The organism is Longimicrobium sp., from assembly GCF_048594345.1.
Classification (GTDB): domain Bacteria; phylum Gemmatimonadota; class Gemmatimonadetes; order Longimicrobiales; family Longimicrobiaceae; genus Longimicrobium.
Genome location: NZ_JBMDXM010000137.1, coordinates 38,210 through 56,186, shown reverse-complemented (window position 1 = coordinate 56,186; position 17,977 = coordinate 38,210). Strand labels below are relative to the sequence as shown.

At 71.1% G+C, this 17,977-nt stretch carries 13 protein-coding genes; 11 read left to right on the top strand and 2 right to left on the bottom strand.

Going from position 1 to position 17,977, the window contains the following annotated elements; translation table 11 throughout:
* Positions 1–58 precede the first annotated feature (58 nt).
* A complete protein-coding gene (locus ACOJUJ_RS15285) occupies positions 59–991 on the bottom strand; it encodes a glycosyltransferase family 9 protein (RefSeq protein WP_420127756.1) in 933 nt (310 codons plus the stop codon).
* Positions 992–1,402: 411 nt separating this feature from the next.
* Between ACOJUJ_RS15285 and ACOJUJ_RS15280 the strand changes: the two genes are divergently transcribed.
* Positions 1,403–2,947, top strand: coding sequence for a peptidase (locus ACOJUJ_RS15280; protein WP_420127755.1), 1,545 nt, complete (start codon positions 1,403–1,405; stop codon positions 2,945–2,947).
* A 241-nt stretch (positions 2,948–3,188) separates the two neighbouring features.
* Here ACOJUJ_RS15280 and ACOJUJ_RS15275 read toward each other — a convergent pair whose 3' ends face one another.
* A complete protein-coding gene (locus ACOJUJ_RS15275; protein ID WP_420127754.1) occupies positions 3,189–5,261 on the bottom strand; it encodes a carbon starvation CstA family protein in 2,073 nt (690 codons plus the stop codon).
* A gap of 616 nt (positions 5,262–5,877) precedes the next feature.
* Here ACOJUJ_RS15275 and ACOJUJ_RS15270 point away from each other — a divergent pair.
* The 10 genes from ACOJUJ_RS15270 to ACOJUJ_RS15225 all read left to right on the top strand — a co-directional run bounded on the left by ACOJUJ_RS15270 (position 5,878) and on the right by ACOJUJ_RS15225 (position 17,931).
* Positions 5,878–6,939, top strand: coding sequence for a 6-bladed beta-propeller (locus ACOJUJ_RS15270; RefSeq protein ID WP_420127753.1), 1,062 nt, complete (start codon positions 5,878–5,880; stop codon positions 6,937–6,939).
* A 39-nt stretch (positions 6,940–6,978) separates the two neighbouring features.
* Positions 6,979–8,082, top strand: a complete 1,104-nt coding sequence (locus ACOJUJ_RS15265; protein ID WP_420127752.1) for a sigma-54 interaction domain-containing protein — start codon at positions 6,979–6,981, stop codon at positions 8,080–8,082.
* A 126-nt stretch (positions 8,083–8,208) separates the two neighbouring features.
* Positions 8,209–8,391: a hypothetical protein gene (locus ACOJUJ_RS15260; protein ID WP_420127751.1), complete on the top strand. Its 183-nt coding sequence runs from the start codon at positions 8,209–8,211 to the stop codon at positions 8,389–8,391.
* A 61-nt stretch (positions 8,392–8,452) separates the two neighbouring features.
* Positions 8,453–8,635, top strand: coding sequence for a hypothetical protein (locus tag ACOJUJ_RS15255; RefSeq protein WP_420127750.1), 183 nt, complete (start codon positions 8,453–8,455; stop codon positions 8,633–8,635).
* 100 nt (positions 8,636–8,735) lie between these two features.
* Positions 8,736–9,419, top strand: a complete 684-nt coding sequence (locus ACOJUJ_RS15250; RefSeq protein WP_420127749.1) for a DsbA family protein — start codon at positions 8,736–8,738, stop codon at positions 9,417–9,419.
* 238 nt (positions 9,420–9,657) lie between these two features.
* Positions 9,658–10,845 carry an efflux RND transporter periplasmic adaptor subunit gene (locus tag ACOJUJ_RS15245; protein WP_420127748.1) on the top strand — a complete coding sequence of 396 codons (1,188 nt, stop codon included), beginning with the start codon at positions 9,658–9,660 and terminating at the stop codon, positions 10,843–10,845.
* A 698-nt stretch (positions 10,846–11,543) separates the two neighbouring features.
* Positions 11,544–12,911 (top strand): TolC family protein, encoded by a 1,368-nt coding sequence (locus ACOJUJ_RS15240; protein ID WP_420127747.1) that lies wholly within the window; start codon positions 11,544–11,546, stop codon positions 12,909–12,911.
* Between the two features lie 39 nt (positions 12,912–12,950).
* A complete protein-coding gene (locus tag ACOJUJ_RS15235; RefSeq protein WP_420127746.1) occupies positions 12,951–16,115 on the top strand; it encodes an efflux RND transporter permease subunit in 3,165 nt (1,054 codons plus the stop codon).
* A 311-nt stretch (positions 16,116–16,426) separates the two neighbouring features.
* A complete protein-coding gene (locus ACOJUJ_RS15230) occupies positions 16,427–17,464 on the top strand; it encodes a hypothetical protein (protein ID WP_420127745.1) in 1,038 nt (345 codons plus the stop codon).
* Positions 17,461–17,931: a hypothetical protein gene (locus ACOJUJ_RS15225; RefSeq protein ID WP_420127744.1), complete on the top strand. Its 471-nt coding sequence runs from the start codon at positions 17,461–17,463 to the stop codon at positions 17,929–17,931. The genes ACOJUJ_RS15230 and ACOJUJ_RS15225 overlap by 4 nt, the downstream gene beginning before the upstream one ends.
* Positions 17,932–17,977 lie beyond the last annotated feature (46 nt).

The following is a 17,977-nucleotide window of genomic DNA, read 5'->3' as shown; positions in this document are numbered from 1 at the left end:
ACGACGGGGATGGCGGACGGACGCGATGGGCCGCCGCCCCCCCGGAGTCAGCGGATGCTCATCCGCCGCGCAGCCGGCCGAGTTCCGCCGCCACCCGGGCGATGACGGATTCCCAATCCCCCGGCCGCTCCTGGCAAAACAGGCGCATCGTGGGATACCAGGGGCTGTCGTCGCGGTCCACCATCCAGCGCCAGTCGGGGTCCGCGTGCAGCAGGGTCCAGACGGGGGCGCCCAGCGCGCCGGCCAGGTGCGCCGGCATGCTGTCGATGGAGATCACCAGGTCCAGCGCCCGCATCACCCGCGCGGCCTCGTACGGATCATCCGACCCCGCGACGACGCCGAACCCTTCCTCCCGCTCCGCCAGGCCGGCGCCGCGCTGCAGGACGTGCAGCTCCACGCCCGGCACTTCGGCCAGCGGCGCGAGCAGGGGATAGGGGACGTTGCGCCGCCCGTCCCAGTCGCCCGCCTTCCATGCGAGGCCGACGGCGAGCTTTCCGTCGGCCGGCAGCGGGGCGGGGGCGACGTGGAGATACGGGACGTCCGCGGGAAGCGTATGCGGCGTGGGGCGGAAGACGTGCGACAGCTCCATCACCTCCACGTCCACGTCGTATTCGATCCCCACGTCGCCGTCGTGAAGCGGGAGCAGGCGGTCGATGCCGTCCGCCGTCCGCAGCAGCGGGATGAGCAGCGGCTGCGCCCAGACGATGACCTCGGCGGCGAGCTGCTTGACCAGCGGGGCGAAGCGGATGAACTGCAGCGTGTCGCCCAGGCCGTGATAGCAGCGGATGAGCACACGTTTGCCGTCCAGCGGGGTGCCGTCCCAGATCCACTGCTGGTGACGGGGCCGGTCCCAGCACGGCTCCCCCGCATGCGATGCGAGGACCCGGTCGCTCACGCGCCACGCGGCGTCCCATTGGCCCGTGCGCATGTGCCGCATCCACGCCGCGCCCGGGTCCTCCACCACCACCACGTCCGCCGCACCACCCGTCATCCATCCTCCAGGCCCGAGAATCCGCCGCCAACCGCCGCGCCGCGGTGCATCCAAATCGCGTGCCGGATCAATAACCCGTGCTCAACCGGACGAATCCATCGGCTCCCACCGAAATTCGGCGAGGCGCGCCGGCCCCGGACGTCCCGAGCCGGGAAGCCCCGCCGGGCGAGCTCCGCGAGCCCAGGGCAGGGCTTATGGCCGTCATAGCCCCGGGCTTCAGCCCGGGGTGCGCTGGGCGGCGTCCATTGTGAGGCGGGCGGGGCCGCGGTGTCGACGAGGTGCGAAGTGGGGCTGGGCGAGGCCTCCGCAACCGGAGCGCGGCGTCATTTCACCGAAACGTAATTGGCCCCGCGCGGCGTGGGGCAGTATGCTTGGGGCGACGCTCCCGGCTCACCTCACCTCCGTACGCCCATGACCCGACTCACACGAATCCTGTGCTCGCTGCCGCTGGCGTGGGCCGCGCCCGCCGCGGCCCAGCTGCGATACACCGTTGACCTGGACGACCCCGCCACGCACACCGCCACCGTAACGCTGCGGGTGGATTCGCTCACGGCGGCGGACAGCGTGTTCCAGTTTGCCGCCACGGCGCCGGGAACGTACCAGACGATGAACATCGGGCGCTTCGTGCGCGGCCTGCGCGCCGCGGATGCGCGCGGACGGACGGTCCCGGTGCGGCAGACGTCGGTGAACACGTGGGTGTTCGGCGACCCCGCGCGCGTGCGCCAGGTGACGTACCAGGTGCAGGACACGTGGAACGCGCCGGCCGGCGAGCTTCCCGTCTACCCCATGGCCGGCACCGCCATCGAGGCTGACCACGCGCTGCTGAACACGCACGCCATGCTGGGCTTTCCCCTGCGGATGCAGGCGCGGCCGCTGACCATCCGCTTTCACCATCCGCCGGGCTGGACGGTGGAGACGCCGCTGGCGAAGGGGCCGGAGGGGTACGAGGCGAGGAGCTACGACCACGCGGTAGACTCGCCGTTCCTGCTGGGTGCGCGCATCACCACCTCGTCGCTCACGGTGGCCGGCGTGCCCGTGCGCATCGCCGCGTACTCGCGCAGCCAGGGTGTGACGGCCGACGAGCTGCGCGAATCCATGCGCGGAACGCTGGCGGCCGCCGGCCAGTTTCTGGGCCGCCTGCCGGTGGACCGCTACATCTTTCTCTTCCGCTACGTTCCGCCGCGCGAAGGGCAGGCCATGGGCGCGTGGGAGCACAGCTACAGCTCGGAGTACGTGCTGCCCGACGCGCCGTTCAGCCCCGCGGTGGGGCAGGGGGCGGTGGACATCTCCGCGCACGAGTTCTTTCACGTGGTCACCCCGCTCAACATCCACTCCGAGATCATCGAGCACTTCAACTTTCAGACGCCGGTGCCGTCCAAACACCTGTGGCTGTACGAGGGAGTGACGGAGTGGGCGTCGGAGAAGATGCAGCTGGACGGCGGGCTGATCACGCTCGAAGAGTACCTGGACCGCGTCGTCCGCAAGATGCGCGTGGACCGTGCCCGCTTCGACACCACGGTTTCGCTGCGGCAGCTGGCGCTTACCTCGTACACGCCCGCGGGTGCGCGGCAGTACGGCAACATCTACCAGCGCGGCGCGGTGGTGGCGGGGCTGCTGGACATCCGCCTGCTGCAGCTGTCCAACGGCCAGCACGGCCTGCGCGACCTGATGCTGGACCTTGCGCGGGCGTACGGCCCCAGCCGCCCGTTCGCGGAAGACTCGCTGTACCAGGTGATCGCCGCGCGCACCTCGCCGCAGGTGCTGGACTTTTTTGCGCGCTACGTAGACGGCACCGAGCACCCGCCGCTGGGCGAGTCGTTCGCGCTCCTGGGCATCGACCTGGTGCTGGACGAGCGCGGGCTGCCCCAGCGGCTGGTGCCCAACCCCGCCGCCACACCCGAGCAGCTTCGCCTCCGCGAGGCCTGGCTGCGCTCCGGCAGCGGCCCTACGCCGTAGAACGGAAAAGATGGGCCTCACACGGAGTCAACGGAGTTAACGGAGTACGGACTTCGTCGCGGCCCGCCACATCCGTGCGAGGCACCAGCATTTCGTAGCGTTCAGGATGAGTAAAAGGGAGGAAGGGTGGAGTCATCCACCGTTCCTCCCCTTCTGTTTCTCAGCCGTGCAACGAGGGGGGAGGGACGCATGATACAAACTCCGTTGACTCCGTTGACTCCGTGTGAGGCCCCCCTTCCCGTCAGTCCCCCGCCAGCCCCAGCTGCGTGGGGACGAACGGCGCCTCGTGCATCACGGCCGGTTTGCGGCGGCGCACGATGAGCATCCACTCGCGCGCGGAGACGATCATCACCATCGCCGCCACGGCCATGAAGATGATGGCGACCACCGCGTCCAGCTGCGCGTTGAAGATCATCCGCTCCGCGGCCTCCACCGTCTTGGCCGCGGCGGGAAGGCGGCCTTCAGCCAGGGTGGCGCGAATGGAGTTGGCCTGGGCCAGGAAGCCCAGCTTGGGATCGGGAGAGAACACCTTCTGCCAGCCGGCCGTGAACGTCACGATCGCCAGCCACGCCAGCGGACCCAGCGTGACCCATGCAAAGCGCGCCTTGCCCATCTTGATCAGCACCGTAGTGCCCACGCACAGCGCCACCGCCGCCAGCAGCTGGTTGCTGATGCCGAACAGCGGCCACAGCGCGTTGATCCCGCCCAGCGGATCGGTGACGCCCTGGTACAGGAAGAACGCCCAGCTGGCCACCACCAGCGCGCTGGACAGCACGATGGACGGATACCACGACGTCCGCCCCAGCGGCTTGTACACGTGCCCCAGGATCTCCTGCAGCATGAAGCGCCCGACGCGCGTTCCCGTGTCGATGGTCGTCAGGATGAACAGCGCCTCGAACATGATGGCGAAGTGGTACCAGAGCGCCGCCATCCCCGGCCCGCCGATGAGCCCCGAGAAGATCTCCGACATCCCCACCGCCAGCGACGGCGCGCCGCCCGTGCGCGCCAGCAGCGACTCCTCGCCCACGCGCGCCGCCAGCGCCGTCATCTGCTCCGGCGTCACCACGAAGCCCCACGCCGCGATGGTCTGCGTGGCCTCGCCCAGCGTGGCGCCGACCACGCCGGCCGGCGCGTTGATGGCAAAGTAGACGCCCGGGTCCAGGATCCCCGCCGCCACCATCGCCATCACCCCCACAAACGACTCCATCAGCATGGCGCCGTAGCCCACCAGCCGCGCGTCGCCCTCGCGCATCAGCATCTTGGGCGTGGTCCCGCTGGCCACCAGTGCGTGAAACCCGCTGATGGCCCCGCACGCCACGGTGATGAACGCGAACGGGAACAGCTTGCCGCTGAACACGGGGCCGGTGCCGTCGACGAACTGCGTCATCGCCGGCATCTTGACCGTCGGCAGCGTGAGCAGGATGCCGGCGGCCAGGCCCAGGATCGTCCCGATCTTCAGGAACGTCGACAGGTAGTCGCGCGGGCAGAGCAGCACCCAGACGGGCAGCACGCTGGCGATGAAGCCGTACCCCGCCATCAGCCACACCAGCGTCGTCTTTTCCACCGTAAAGACGGCGGCCAGCGCGGGATTGTCCGCCACCCAGCCGCCCGCGAACACGGCGAAAAGCGTGAGGACGACGCCGATCAGCGACGTTTCAAGCACCTTGCCGGGGCGGAAGCGGTGCAGCCACCACCCCATCAGCAGCGCGATGGGAATGGTGCAGGCGATGGTGAACAGTCCCCAGGGCGAGTGCGCCAGCGCGTTGACCACGATCAGCGCCAGCACGGCCAGCAGAATGGACATGATCGACAGCACCGCGATCATGGCGATGAACCCCGCGGTGGGGTTGATCTCTTCGCGCGCCATCTGCCCCAGCGACTTGCCGTCCCGCCGCATGCTGGCGAACAGGATCACGAAGTCCTGCACCGCCCCCGCCACCACCACGCCGATGATCAGCCACAGCGTCCCCGGCAGGTACCCGAACTGCGCCGCCAGCACGGGCCCCACCAGCGGCCCGGCCCCCGCGATCGCGGCAAAGTGGTGGCCAAACAGGACGTAGCGGTGAGTGGGGACAAAGTCGACGTGGTTGTCCAGCCGCTCCGCCGGGGTGGCGCGCCGGTCGTCCAGCTCAAAGACGCGGCGGGCCAGGAAGCGGGCGTAGAAGCGGTAGCCCACGGCGTAGGTGCACACCGCGGCGATCACCAGCCAGGCGGCGTTGATGGTTTCGCCGCGGTGCAGGGCGATCAGCCCCAGCGACACGGCGCCCAGCACGGCGACGGCGGCCCATGCAAACCTTGGAAGAAGCGTACGCATCGGAGAAGGAGGAGGGGGAGGGGTGCGGCAGAGAGGGCGCGGCCGCACCGACGGAAGTGCGTCCCGGTGTTCGCGAGCGGGAACAGTATACGGCGTGGAACGGCGCCGGGGGAGGGGCCGATGGTGCGCCCGGAGGCGCCGCGGAGCGACGCCTTTCGCGGGGAGCGGAACCCCCGGACTGAAGCCGCCGCGGCGCGCCCCGATCCCCACCTGCCGCGGGACGTCGTGTCACGCTGACACGTACTCTTCTGTACGGTTGCGGAACGGGCATGTCCAATCCCGGACACATGCGCCGGTTCCCTGCCGCTCGCGCCAGGATGCTAAAAAAATCGCAACACTTTGTATTGCAAAGGCTTGCGCCTGGAGTGTCCGCATGGGTGCGAGCCGGTCTGCCTTTTGCCCCGAAACCATCTGTTTGAAGCACCCGTAGCTCCTACCAGTCCGCCGGCCCGCCGTCCGCTTCCCGCCGCCCGGCGGGCAGCCCGGTCCCTCTCTTCCGCAGTGGCTCCTGGAGGCCCTCATGTACGTTTTCACAACTGCCCGCCGCGCACTGTTCCTCTCTCTTGCCATCCTGACCGGCGCCGCCGGGTGCCGTGGTGACGCCCCGCCCGCCGGCATGGCGGAGCTCGCCTCGCCCGAGCAGCGGCAGGCGGCCCGCCTTGCGCTTACCGAGCTCTTTCGCACCGGCGACTCCGTTCCGCTTACCCTGGTGCGCGGGGTGGACGTGGACTCCCGCGGACAGGTGTACGTGGGCGACTGGGGAAACCCGTTCGTCACGGTGCTGTCGCCGGAGGGAAAGGTGGTGCGGCGCATTGGCCGGCGGGGCGAGGGGCCGGGCGAGTTCGCCAACGTGTCCGGCGTGCAGGTGCTTCCCGGCGACAGCGTGCAGGTGTACGACGTTCAGCAGGACCGCCTGACGGTGTTTGGCCCCGGAGCCGACAGCGTGGCGTACACGGTGAACCTGGCGGCGCGGGGCGGGTCGGCGCACTACCTGGAGCGGGTGCCCGGCACCGACCGGCTGCTGGCCGTATACCGCCGGCCCTTTGCCAGCCACGAGAACGGCCGCGACGACGACCTGCGCAAGGACGTGGTGCGCGTCGTTACCGTGGGGCGGCAAACGGTGCGCGACTCGCTGCTGGTGTATCCCTCGCCCGCTTCGCTGGTGCTGCGCGCTCCGGGTGCCGTCTCGGTCACGTCCAATCCCTTCGGCCGGCGGGCCATCGTACGGCTGGGGCCCGGCGGGCGCGTGTACCACGCCTGGACGGACACCCTGGGGGTGCGCATCACCTCGCTGGACGGCACCGGCGCGGGCGGGTTCACGCTGCGCGCCCAGGCGCCGCGGGTAACGGACCAGGACGTGGACGCCGCCGTCACGGCGCTCGGTCCCAACGGGGCACGGTTCCGCAACTCGCTGGTCGAGGCGGCGCCGGGAAGCTGGCCGGCGCTGCGCAACCTGGTGGTGGACGACGAGGGCCGCGCCTGGCTGGCGCTTCCCGCGCCGCGCGACGCGGCGGGCGAGTGGCTGGTGTACCACCCGGACGGCCGCTTTGCCGGCTCGGCCGTGCTCCCCGCCGGCACCGACGTGCTGCGCGTGGCCGGAGGCCGGGTGTACGCCGTGCACGTGGACGAGCTGGACGTGCCCCGGCTGGTGGTGTACCGGCTGGACGGACTTCGCTGACCTTTCCGGACCGAGACACTCCGACCGGAAGGTCCCCCCATGCGCAACCCCATACGGCCGGCCGCGCGCGCGCGGCCGGAGCCCGTCAGCTCTCCCGGCCTTCTGGCACCCGAGTCGCTGCGGTTCGCCGCGCAGGCGGCGGGGCACGCGCACCCCGTGCTGCTGCTGGGCGAAACCGGGTGCGGAAAAACGCACCTGGCGCGCGTCATTCACGATTCCAGCCCCCGCGCGGCCGGGCCGTTCGTGCGGGTGAACTGCGCGGCCATCCCCGAATCGCTGTTCGAGCGCGAGCTGTTCGGCCACGCCCGCGGCGCCTTTACCGGCGCGCACGAGGCGTCGGCCGGGTTTCTCGAGGCGGCGCACGGCGGAACCCTGTTTCTGGACGAGATCGGCGAGCTTCCCCTTTCGCTGCAGCCCAAGCTGCTGACGGTGCTGGAGGAGGGCGCATTCCGCCGGCTGGGGAGCACCCGCGAGACGGTGGTGGACGCGCGGGTGATGGTGGCCACCCACCGCGACCTGGCGGAGCTGGTGCGCGCCGGAGCCTTTCGGCAGGACCTGTACTTTCGCTGCTGCGCCTTTCAGCACCGCGTCCCCGCCCTGCGCGAACGGCTGGACCGCCTGGACGAGCTGGCCGCCGGGCTGATGGAGCGCAACGCGCCGGCCGGGGTGCCTTCCGCCTCGCTCACCGACGACGCGCTGCGCCGCCTGCGTGCGCACGCGTGGCCGGGAAACCTGCGCGAGCTGGAGAACGTGCTGCGGTACGCCACCGTGGTGGCCGAGGGCGCGCCGGTGGAGCCCCGGCACCTTCCCGAGCCGCTGTGCCGCCCTCCATCGCTCGCCGCGTCCCCGTCCCCGTCCCCGGCCAACGGCGAGCCGGCGCCGCGCTACCGGCCCCCGGCCACCCAGGCGGAGGAGTGTGAGCTCATCCGCCAGGCGCTCCGGCTGGAGGGCGGCAACCGCACCCGGGCCGCGCGCCGGCTGGGGATGTCGCGCAGCGCCCTGTGGATGAAGCTGCGCATCTACGCCCTGCGGCTGGACGGCGACGCCGGCGAGGACGAGCGTCCAAACGTGTTTGGACAGCGTGCAAATACCCCCCTGGTCCTTCCCATCCACGGGGGAAAGAGGGCGGTGGGTGATGACTAACCTACGCGTTGACAGAGGTTTGCGCGTTCCGGCCGCGAACGCGTGCGTTCGGCATCCGCGTTGCCTTTCCAGGGGGCGCCACCCGAGCGGGTGGCGGAACGTACACACCCTGTCCAGAGGTGACCCATGAAGCGCACCGTTCTCAACCTGTTCGCCCTTTCGCTCATCCTGGGCGGCGCGGCGCACCTGCAGGCCCAGCAGATCGCCCCGGTCGACGAGGGCGGCATCTGCTGCACCGCCGGCAACGGATCCAAGTGCTGTGGACCCAAGGGCTGCGAAGCCGGCCAGGCGGGCTGCTCGGCCTGGTAGCCGCGGCTCCACCCACACCGGTCCACGACGTCCTTCACGAACACCCATCCAGGAGATTTCCATGAAGCGCACCTTCCTCAACCTGTTCGCCCTGACCCTCATCCTGGGCGGCGCCGCGCGTCTGCAGGCCCAGCAGATCGCCCCCGTGGACAACGGCGGCGTCTGCTGCACCGCCGGCGACGGCGACAAGTGCTGCGGAAACGCGGGCTGCAAGGCCGACGCGAGCTCGTGCAGCGCCTGGTGACACGTCCGGCTGGCCGCCCGTGGAGCTTCCGCGGGCGGCCAGCCTCGTTTACGGAGCTCCGCCGCTCCGACCCCTTCCCCCGCAGCCAGCCGGCCCATCCATGAAGATTGCCCTCTCCGACCTGTTTACCGGCGTGATGGCCGTGTGCGCCCTGGCCGTCACCGGCCTGGTGGTGAAGAACGAGCTCGCGGGTCCCCCGCCCGCGGCGGCCGCCGCTCCGGAGGTGAAGTTCCTCAGCAACTGGCGCAGCGTCTCGCGCGAGGGCGTGGTGCTGGGACGTCCCGGCGCGCCGGTGCAGATCATCGAATTCTCCGACTTCCAGTGCCCGTTCTGCGCACGGGTGCAGGCTTCGCTGGCCGAGGTGCGCCGGCGCCACCCCGACGACGTGGCGGTGGTCTTCCGGCACTTTCCGCTCACGGCCATCCACCCCCACGCCACAAAGGCCGCCGAGGCCAGCGCCTGCGCGGGCGACCAGGGCCGTTTCGAGCCGTACGCCGACGCCCTGTTCGCGCGGCAGGACGAGATCGGCACGGCGTCGTGGGACGATTTCGCGCGTGCCGCGGGGGTGCCGGACCTGGCCACCTTCGGGGAGTGCATGCGGACGGGAAAGCATGCGGCCACGGTACGCCGCGACGCCGACGCCGCGGCACGGATCGGGCTGCGCGTTACGCCCACCCTGATCATCAATGGGCGCGGTGTGGCGGGGATGGTGACGGCGGACGAGCTGGATGAGCACGTGCGCGCGGCACTCCGCGGCGCCGGGACGCCAACCCGGGCAGAGTGATCCGTGAGGGTGGGCGCGGCCGGCGCAGGTTACGGTTGGATGAAGGCCGCCCTCGCGGGGCAACCGTGGCACCCCAGCCGGTGTCTACCTCCTCGTGGCCGGATGTGGAAGGTGCGGCCGAGAGGTAGCGCGCCTTTGCCGACCGATTGCGGTTAACCGCTGCCCCGGTTAAATTTACGGCCCTGCTCCGTCCACTTGCCGGCCGAGTCCCTTCCCGCAATTTCGCCGCGTGAGCATGATGCCCTCCCGACGCACCCTCACCACCACCGCCGTGGCCGCGGTCGTCCTTGCCGCCGGCGGGATCGCCGTCTACGGACGCATCCAGAGCGCGGACGCCGCCTCCGGCGAGACGGCGAAGGATTCCACCGCGCCGCTGGTGCAGACCTCCGCGTCGGGGACCTTTGCCACGGACGTCGCCATCCCCGTGCAGGGCACGCCCGCCCTGCGCGGCGACCTGGTGATGTCGGTGAGCGCGGCCGGGCAGGCGCAGGCGTGGCAGAAGACGGTGCTGGCGGCGCAGGTGAACGGACGCATCGTTTCGCTGGGCGTGCGCGAGGGCGACGCCATCCGCGGCGGACAGACGGTGGTGGGGCTGGACGGCGCCGAGTACGCGCTGGCCGTGGAAGAGGCCCAGGCCGCGCTGGCGGACGCGCAGAACAAGCTGCGCGAGGCCACGCTGCTCGATGAAACCATCTCCGACCCGGCCGTGCGCGCCGACCGGCAGGCGGCGGCCCGCATCCGCAGCGGCGTGCCCGCGGCCGAGGTGCGCCTTCGCCGCGCCCAGCTGGACCTTACCCGCATCCGCACCGCCTCCCCGTTCGCGGGGCGGGTGGCGACGCTCAAGGTGGTGCCCGGGCAGTGGGTGCGGCAGGGTGACGAGCTGATGACGGTCGTGTCGCTGGACCCGATCCGCGTGGAGGTGCAGGTGCTGGAGAGCGAAATCTCGCACCTGTCCCCCGGCCGCACCGCCAACGTGAGCTTTGCCGCCTTTCCGGGTGAGACGTTCACCGGCCGCGTGCAGACCATCAACCCCATCGTGGAGAGCGGCACCCGCACGGCGCGCGTCACCGTGCTGGTGAGCAACCCCGGCGCCCGCATCCTTCCCGGCATGTACGCCCGCGTCTCGCTGCAGGCGCAGCGCTACGCCGATCGCGTGCTGGTGCCGCGCAGTTCCATCCTGGAGCGCGACCGCCGCTCCATGCTCTTTGTGTACGAGCCGGGGAGCGCGGACGGGCTGGCCAAGTGGCGCTACGTGACCACCGGCCTGCAGAACCAGACGCACGTGGAGATCCTTTCCGAAGGCGTGGAGACGGACAGCGTAAAGGCCGGCGAGATCGTGCTCACCGAAGGCCATTACACGCTGATCCACGACGCCCGCGTGCGGCTGGTGGAAGACGCGAAGCAGGAAGGCGGGCGGCCGCAGTAGGTGAACGGGTGAACGGGTGAACGGGTGAACGGGTGATGGCGGTGCCCGCCGGGTTTGGCGGGAGCGGATAAACTCGCCGCAACAAAAGCGGAAAGCCCCGCAAACTGCGCGGGGCTTCAACCGCGAGAAAAGCAGCAAGAACGCGCCCCGGTTGCAGACGCGCAGGTGCCTGGAACACCGCACACCGCCGGGCCGCCGAGTCCACGCAGGTGGACTTTGTGTAGTTGTTGCCGCGAATTTATTCGCTCCTGCAGGCGGATCGCACGGGCCTTTCCAACTACGGGTCGGGACCCCAGCCGGCGAACTGCACGGGCCTCTCCGATGACGCGTCGCCGCCCCGGCTGCGGACGCGCCGGTGCCTGGAACGCCGCACACGGCTGGGCCGCCGAGTCCACGCAGGTGGACTTTGTGTAGTTGTTGCCGCGAATTTATTCGCCCAGGCAGGCGGGCCGCACAGGTTTTCCCCGATTTCACGTCGGGCGCCCGGGCAGGCGGACGGCACGAGATCTGGCCCTGTTCGAAGCCGGATTCACGCGGCGGCGCGTCTTTCCGGACGATGGCTCGCCATCCGGAGCCCGGCGGCAAACTGGTGGTATCAACCAATCCGATCCGATGGTACGGCTGGACTACGCGCTGATCCGGCAAGCGTGAGCCAGCGTCCGTCTCGACACGACGTTTTCCCCAATCCTGGTCCACGCATGACCCGCACGCACACGTCTGCCCTTCTTGCCCTGCTGCTGGCCTCGCCCGCGCCGCTCGTGGCGCAGAGCGCCCAGCAGCCGGACACCGCCGCGCTTTCGCTGCAGCAGGCCCAGCGCATCGCCGAGGAGAACAACCCCACCTACCGCCGCGCCCTTACCGAGGTGGGCACGGCCCGCGCCGACGTCCGGCGCGCACGCGGGGCGTTTCTCCCGTCGCTCAGCCTGAGCCTGAGTGCCGGCGCCAACTTCAGCCGCAGCGTGAGCGCCACGGGCCCCTTCGGCGAGCCGCTGGAGAGCCCGACGGTGCTGATCAGCGAAACCAGCTCGTCCACCCAGTCGCTGTCGCTGGGCCAGGTGACGCTGTTTGACGGAGGGCAGCGGCTGCGCGAACTGCGCGCCGCACGCGCGGGAGAGCAGGGCGTCGCCGCGCGCGTGGAGGGCGCCGAGCTGACCGTGCAGGCCGACGTGACCCGGCGCTACTGGGTCGCCGTGCGCGCCGACCGCGGCCTTCGCCTGGAAGAGGAGCTTCTGGCAAGCGCCCGCGACCGGCTGGAGATTGCCCGTGCGCTGGTGCGGGTGGGCGTGCGCGGCCCGCTGGACGTTCTGGGCGCCGAGATCACCGTGGCCGAGCAGGAGCAGGCGCTGGAGCGCGCCCGCGGCGAGGCGCGCGTGGCCCAGCTGGACCTGCGGCAGGCGATGGGGGTGATGGACGGCAGCTGGCTGCGCCTGACGGACGAGCCGGCCGCCATGTTCGACCCGGCGGCGCTGGACGCCGACGCCCTGGTGCAGCACGCGCTGGCCGTGCACCCGCGCGCCCAGCGGGCCAACTACGTCATCACCCAGTCCGAGCAGCGGCTCGCCGCGGCCCGCGCCACCCGTCTGCCCCGCCTGGCCCTGGGCGCCAGCGTGGGCCGCGGCCAGACGTTTCGCGAGCCGTTCACCGGCTTTCACACGCTCAACCCGGACAACCGCAGCGCCGGCGTTACCCTGGGGGTGACCATGCCCCTGTTCAACGGCTACCAGACCGCGTACCAGCTGCAGTCCGCCCGCGCCAACCGCGACGCGGCGGCCGAGGACGCGCGCGGCGAGCGGCTGTCGCTGGAGCGCGAGGTGCGTGGCGCGCTGGTGGACCTGGACAACGCCTATCGCGCGGCCGTCAACGCCGAGCGCACGCTGGGGCTGAACCGCCAGCGGCTGCAGCTGGCGCAGGAGCAGTACCGCGTGGGCGGACTTACGCTCAACGACCTGACGGACGCGGTGGAGCGCGCCGCCCGCGCCGAGCGCGACGTGCTGCGCACCCGCTTTGAGTTCGCCACGGCGCTGGCCACCCTGGAGGAGCGCGCGGGCCGTCCCGTGCGCCCCTGATCCGCGGTCCCACCCTCCGCGTCCGGCAGCCCTCCTCCCATGTCGCTTCCGCGCGTCGCCATCTCGCGGCCGGTGGCCGTGGCCATGTTCTTCCTGGGCGTCGTCTTTCTGGGGCTGCTGTCGTTCGCGCGGCTCCCCATCGACCTCCTCCCCGACGTCGCCTACCCCCGGCTGGTCGTCTATACCACCGACCAGGGCGCCGCCCCGGCCGAGGTGGAGCGCTTCATCACCGAGCCGGTGGAGCAGGCCATCAGCACCGTCCCCGGCGTGCAGGGGGTGGAGAGCGTGACCCGCGAGGGCGCATCGCTCGTCACCGCCCGCTTTGCGTGGGGGACGGACATGGAGTTCGCGGCGCTCAACGTCCGCGAAAAGCTCGACAACATCCGCGACAACCTTCCCGAACTGGCCACCCGCCCCGTCGTCCTTCGCACCGACCCGCGCAGCGAGCCCATCCTGGCGCTGAGCGTGGCCGGCGGGCGCGACCTGCCGGGGTTGAAAGAGCTTTCGGAGCTGGTCTTCAAGCGGCGGCTGGAGCAGATCGACGGCGTGGCGCTGGCGCAGGTGACGGGCGGGGTGGAGCGCGAGATCCACGTGGAGGTGGATCCGCGCGCGCTGGAAAGCTTCGGGCTGACCGTGCAGGACGTGTCGCAGGCGCTCAAGGACGCCAACGCGGCCGCGCCGGGGGGGACCATCCGCCGCGGCCGCTACCGCTACGCGCTGCGCACGCTGGGCGAGCTGCAGGGGACGGAGGAGATCGCCGCCGTGCCGCTGCGCAAGGCGAACGCGAAGATGGACTCCACCGGCGCGCTGGTGCTGATGCGCGACGTGGCGCGGGTGGAGGACGGCTTTCGCGAGCGCGAGTCCATCGCCCGCTACAACGGCCAGGAGGCCGTGGGGCTGATGGTGTTCAAGAACGCGGACGCCAACACCGTCCGCGTGGCCAGGGAGGTGGATCGCACGCTGCGGCAGCTGCGCCGGGAGTACCCGGACGTCCAGGTGGAGGTGGCCATGAGCCAGGCCGGCTTCATCTCCGACGCGCTGACCAACGTGGTGCAGGAAGTCATCCTGGGCGGCATCCTGGCGTTCCTGGTCCTCTTCCTGTTCCTGCGCGAGGCGCGCTACCCGGTCGCCATCGCCCTGGCCATCCCCATCTCGCTGATCGCCACCTTCGCGATGATGCAGGCGGCCGGCGTGTCGCTCAACATCCTGTCGCTGGGCGGGATGGCGCTGGGGGTGGGGCTGCTGATGGACAACTCCATCGTGGTGCTGGAGAACATCTTCCGGCACCGCGAGCTGGGGCTGCGCGCCCGCCTGGCGGCCGCCGTGGGCGCGGAAGAGGTGCAGCGCGCCATCACCGCGTCCACCCTCACCACCATCGCCGTCTTCGGCCCCATCGTCTACGTGGAAGGGGTCGCGGGCGAGCTGCTGGGTGCGCTGGCCCTTACCGTCGCCTTTTCCCTGCTCGCCTCCATCCTGGTCGCCGTCACCCTGCTCCCCGCGCTGGCCGCGCGATGGGAGGGGGAGACGAAGCGGGTGGGCGAGGGGCGGATCGCACGCTTCTTCGCGCCGCTGCTGGACGGCTTCGACCGCGGGTTTGCGCGCTTCGCCCGCTTTTACGAGCGCACGCTGCACGCGGGGATGGCGCACCGGGGGCGGACGATGGCGGTGGCGTTCGGGCTGCTGGCGGTCGGTATTCTGGTCGGCCTCTCCCTTCCGCGCGGCGTGCTGCCGGAGGTGGACCAGGGGCAGTTTCGCCTGCGGGTGGAGCTGCCGCAGGGAACGCCGCTGGAGCGCACGGCGGAGGAGGCGGCGCGGCTGGAAACACTGCTGGCGGCCGATCCCGGGGTGGCGGCGACGTTCACCCGCGTGGGGCGGCAGGTGGCGGTGGCGGGGATGGACGATCGTGAGAGCGGGTTGAACACGGCGGTGGTGGACGTGCGGCTGAAGGAGGGCGAGCGGACGGCGGCCGCGCTGGAGCGGCTGCGCGACGGGCTGCGGACCTTTCCCGCCGGCGCGGTGACGATGGAGGCGGGGCAGGCGACGGCGCTGGGCAAGCTGCTGGGTGGTGGGGAGGCGGACCTGGCGGTGCGGGTGCGCGGGGAGAACCTGGACCAGGCGATGGCGTACGCGGCGGCGGCGCAGGCCCGGCTGGCGCGCGAGCCCGCTTTGCGCAACGTGCGGGTGGGCACGGAGATGGGGCAGCCGGAGATGCGGGTGGAGATCGACCGCGAGCGCGCGGCGGCGTTCGGGGTTGACCCGGCCCGGATCGCCGCGACGGTGCAGGACTACATGCAGGGCGACGCGGCCACGGACCTGGTGGAGTTCGACCGCAAGGTGCCGGTCGTGGTGCGGCTGCCGGAGGAGGCGCGGCGGAGCGCCAGCACGCTGGAGGAGCTGACGATCGACGGGGTGCCGCTGCGCGAGCTGGTGCGCGTGTACGACGCGGCGGGGCCGGCGGAGATCCGGCGCATCGACCAGTCGCGGGTAGTGACGGTGCACGCGGACGTGGCGTCCGGCGGCGTGGACGAGGCGGTGGCCACGGTGCAGACGGCGCTGAGCGCCACGCCGGCGCCGCACGGGCTGCGGGTGGAGATCGGCGGCGAGAACGAGGAGATGCGCAAGGGCTTCCGCGACCTGGGCTTCGCCTTCCTTCTCGCCGTTCTCCTTGTCTACATGCTGCTGGCGGCGGAGTTCGAGTCGCTGCTCCTGCCCTTCATCGTCCTGCTCGCCGTTCCGCTTGCGGCGGTGGGCGCCACGCTGGCGCTGTGGGTGACGGGCGCGGGGATCAACACCATGTCGCTGATCGGGATGGTCATATTAGTGGGCATTGTGGACAACGACGCGGTGGTGAAGGTGGATTTCATCAACCAGGCGCGAAAACGGGGGATGGCGCGCCGGGAGGCCATCTACGCGGCCGGCCACGCGCGCATGCGGCCCATCGTGATGAACACCATCACCGCCATGCTGGGCCTGCTGCCGATGGCGCTGGCGATCGGCCCCGGCGCGGAGCTGCAGGCGCCGCTGGCGATCGCCGTCTTCGGCGGGCTGCTTTCCGCGACCGCGCTGACCCTCGTCGTCATTCCCGTTGCGTATGATCTGCTGGACGAGGCGGGGGAGCGGATTCGCGTCTTCTTTGGCCGCCCCGCCGTGGTGCACGCGGAGCCGGAGGTGCAGGTGCCGGCTGGCCTGGCCGCGGGGGACTGACCGGGCCCTCCGCCCGAGGGCCGATGGGCGCTCCCGGCAGGCAAGCGTTTCCACATCAACGGGTTGGGCCAGGCGGAACCGCACGCGGGAGTCACGCCCCCGATGGGCGCGCCTCCCTTCGTTTCGTCGATGTGTGCGGACTTGCGTGAGAGATTCGTTCTCCATCTGCAAAGCCGTCAACGGCTGGCACTATTTTCCCGGCCTCCAACGGCCACTTCCTCTCCAGGAGCGCGTTCTTGATGCCAATCCGGAATGGATTCGATCCACGACGGCTTTTCGGGAGCGGAGCGGGGACCGTCTGCTCACTGGCCGTGGCGCTCCTGATCTCGGCGTGCGGGCGCGACTCCGGCCGGGCGCGGCCGGAGGCCACGACCGCGCCCGCTGCGCCAAAGGGGACGATGGAAAGCGCGGTCACGTGGGAGCGCGAGTTCACGCTGCAGGAAAGCGACGAGACGGTGAACGTGATCGTCCGCGCGCAGCTGGACCCGCGTGGAGGCTTTCTGATCGCGGACGAGCAGGAAGGATTCGCGCGCCGGTACGATTCGGGGGGCAGGCTGCTGGCCCAGTTCGCGGGCAAGGGGTCGGGCCCGGGCGAGTTCATGAACCTGCTGCGCGTTCTGCGGCTTCCCGACGGCACCCTGGCCGCGTTCGACATCTTCAACAAGGTGGCGTTCTTCGACTCGGCCGGCACCCGGGTGGTGCGCACCGCCCGCACACCGGTGGCGCCGCTGCACTCGGTAACCCTGCTGGACGATTCCCTGGTGGTGCTGGGTGGCGGGCTGGCGGACGGAACGGAGAACGACCTGCGCATCCACGTCTGGAACCTGAAGTCGGATTCGCTGCTGGCCAGCTTCTTTACCCCCGCGCTCCCGTCGCGGGCCCACGTGATGGCCGCGGGCTCGGCGGGGTGGGTAGGCGTGGACCGGCGAGGCGACACGCTGGCCGTGGTCTCGTCACTGGCCGACACGGTGTACCTGATGACGACGGGCGGACGTATGCTGGAGCGCATCCCCCTCCCTTCCAGGGCGTTCCGCCGGCTGGACCCCGCGCGGCCGCTTCCCGACGCGCGTGGGGGGCTGGTGGCGGCGCGCGAGTGGTTCGGCTCGTTCTCGCTGATGTCGGACGTGTTCTGGATGGGCGACACCTTTCTTGTCCAGTTCCAGGACCGTACCGGACCGCAGCCCAGCTGGCGCCTGGTGGGGATGGGGCGCGACGGCCGGCAGACCTTCGAGGTGGTCGACTCGCCCATGCTGCTGGCGGCGGACCGGGCGTCGGGGCTGCTGTACTTCGTGTCCCCTCGATCGGAAACGCCCAACGTATGGCGGGCCGCGCGGCTGGTGCGCCCATGAGCCGGCGCGTCATCCTGGGGCTTGCCCTGCTGCTGGCGTGTGCTGGCTGCGGCACGGCGCGGCCGGCCGCGTTCGAGCTCGGCAGCGAGCTGGCGGGCCGGCTGCTGCCGGGGGATGCGCCCGGCAACCGCCTGGTGTGGGTGCTTCAGCCTGCCGACTACCTGCAGTGCGCCTCGCACGCGCGGGAGATTCGCCGCGTGCAGCGGCAGGCCGGGGGCGGCATCGGCCTTACCCTGCTGGCGGTAGGTGGCCACCCGGAGTGGGCTCGCGCCTTCGTGGCCCGGGAGCGGCTGGAGGCCACCGTGGTGGCGGTGACGCCGGACGTGTTCCGGCGCGAGTTCGGGCGCGGGCCGGTGTCGGCGCTGTACGTGGTAGACGGCACGCGGGTGCGCGGGTCGTTCTCGGTGGTGGAGCGGGCGGAAATGAAGCAGGGCGAGCTGTCGCGCGTCCTTTCGGGTGTAGAGTAGGCGGGCGGGCGAGTACCGGGGCGCGGAACCCCACACCATTTTCGAA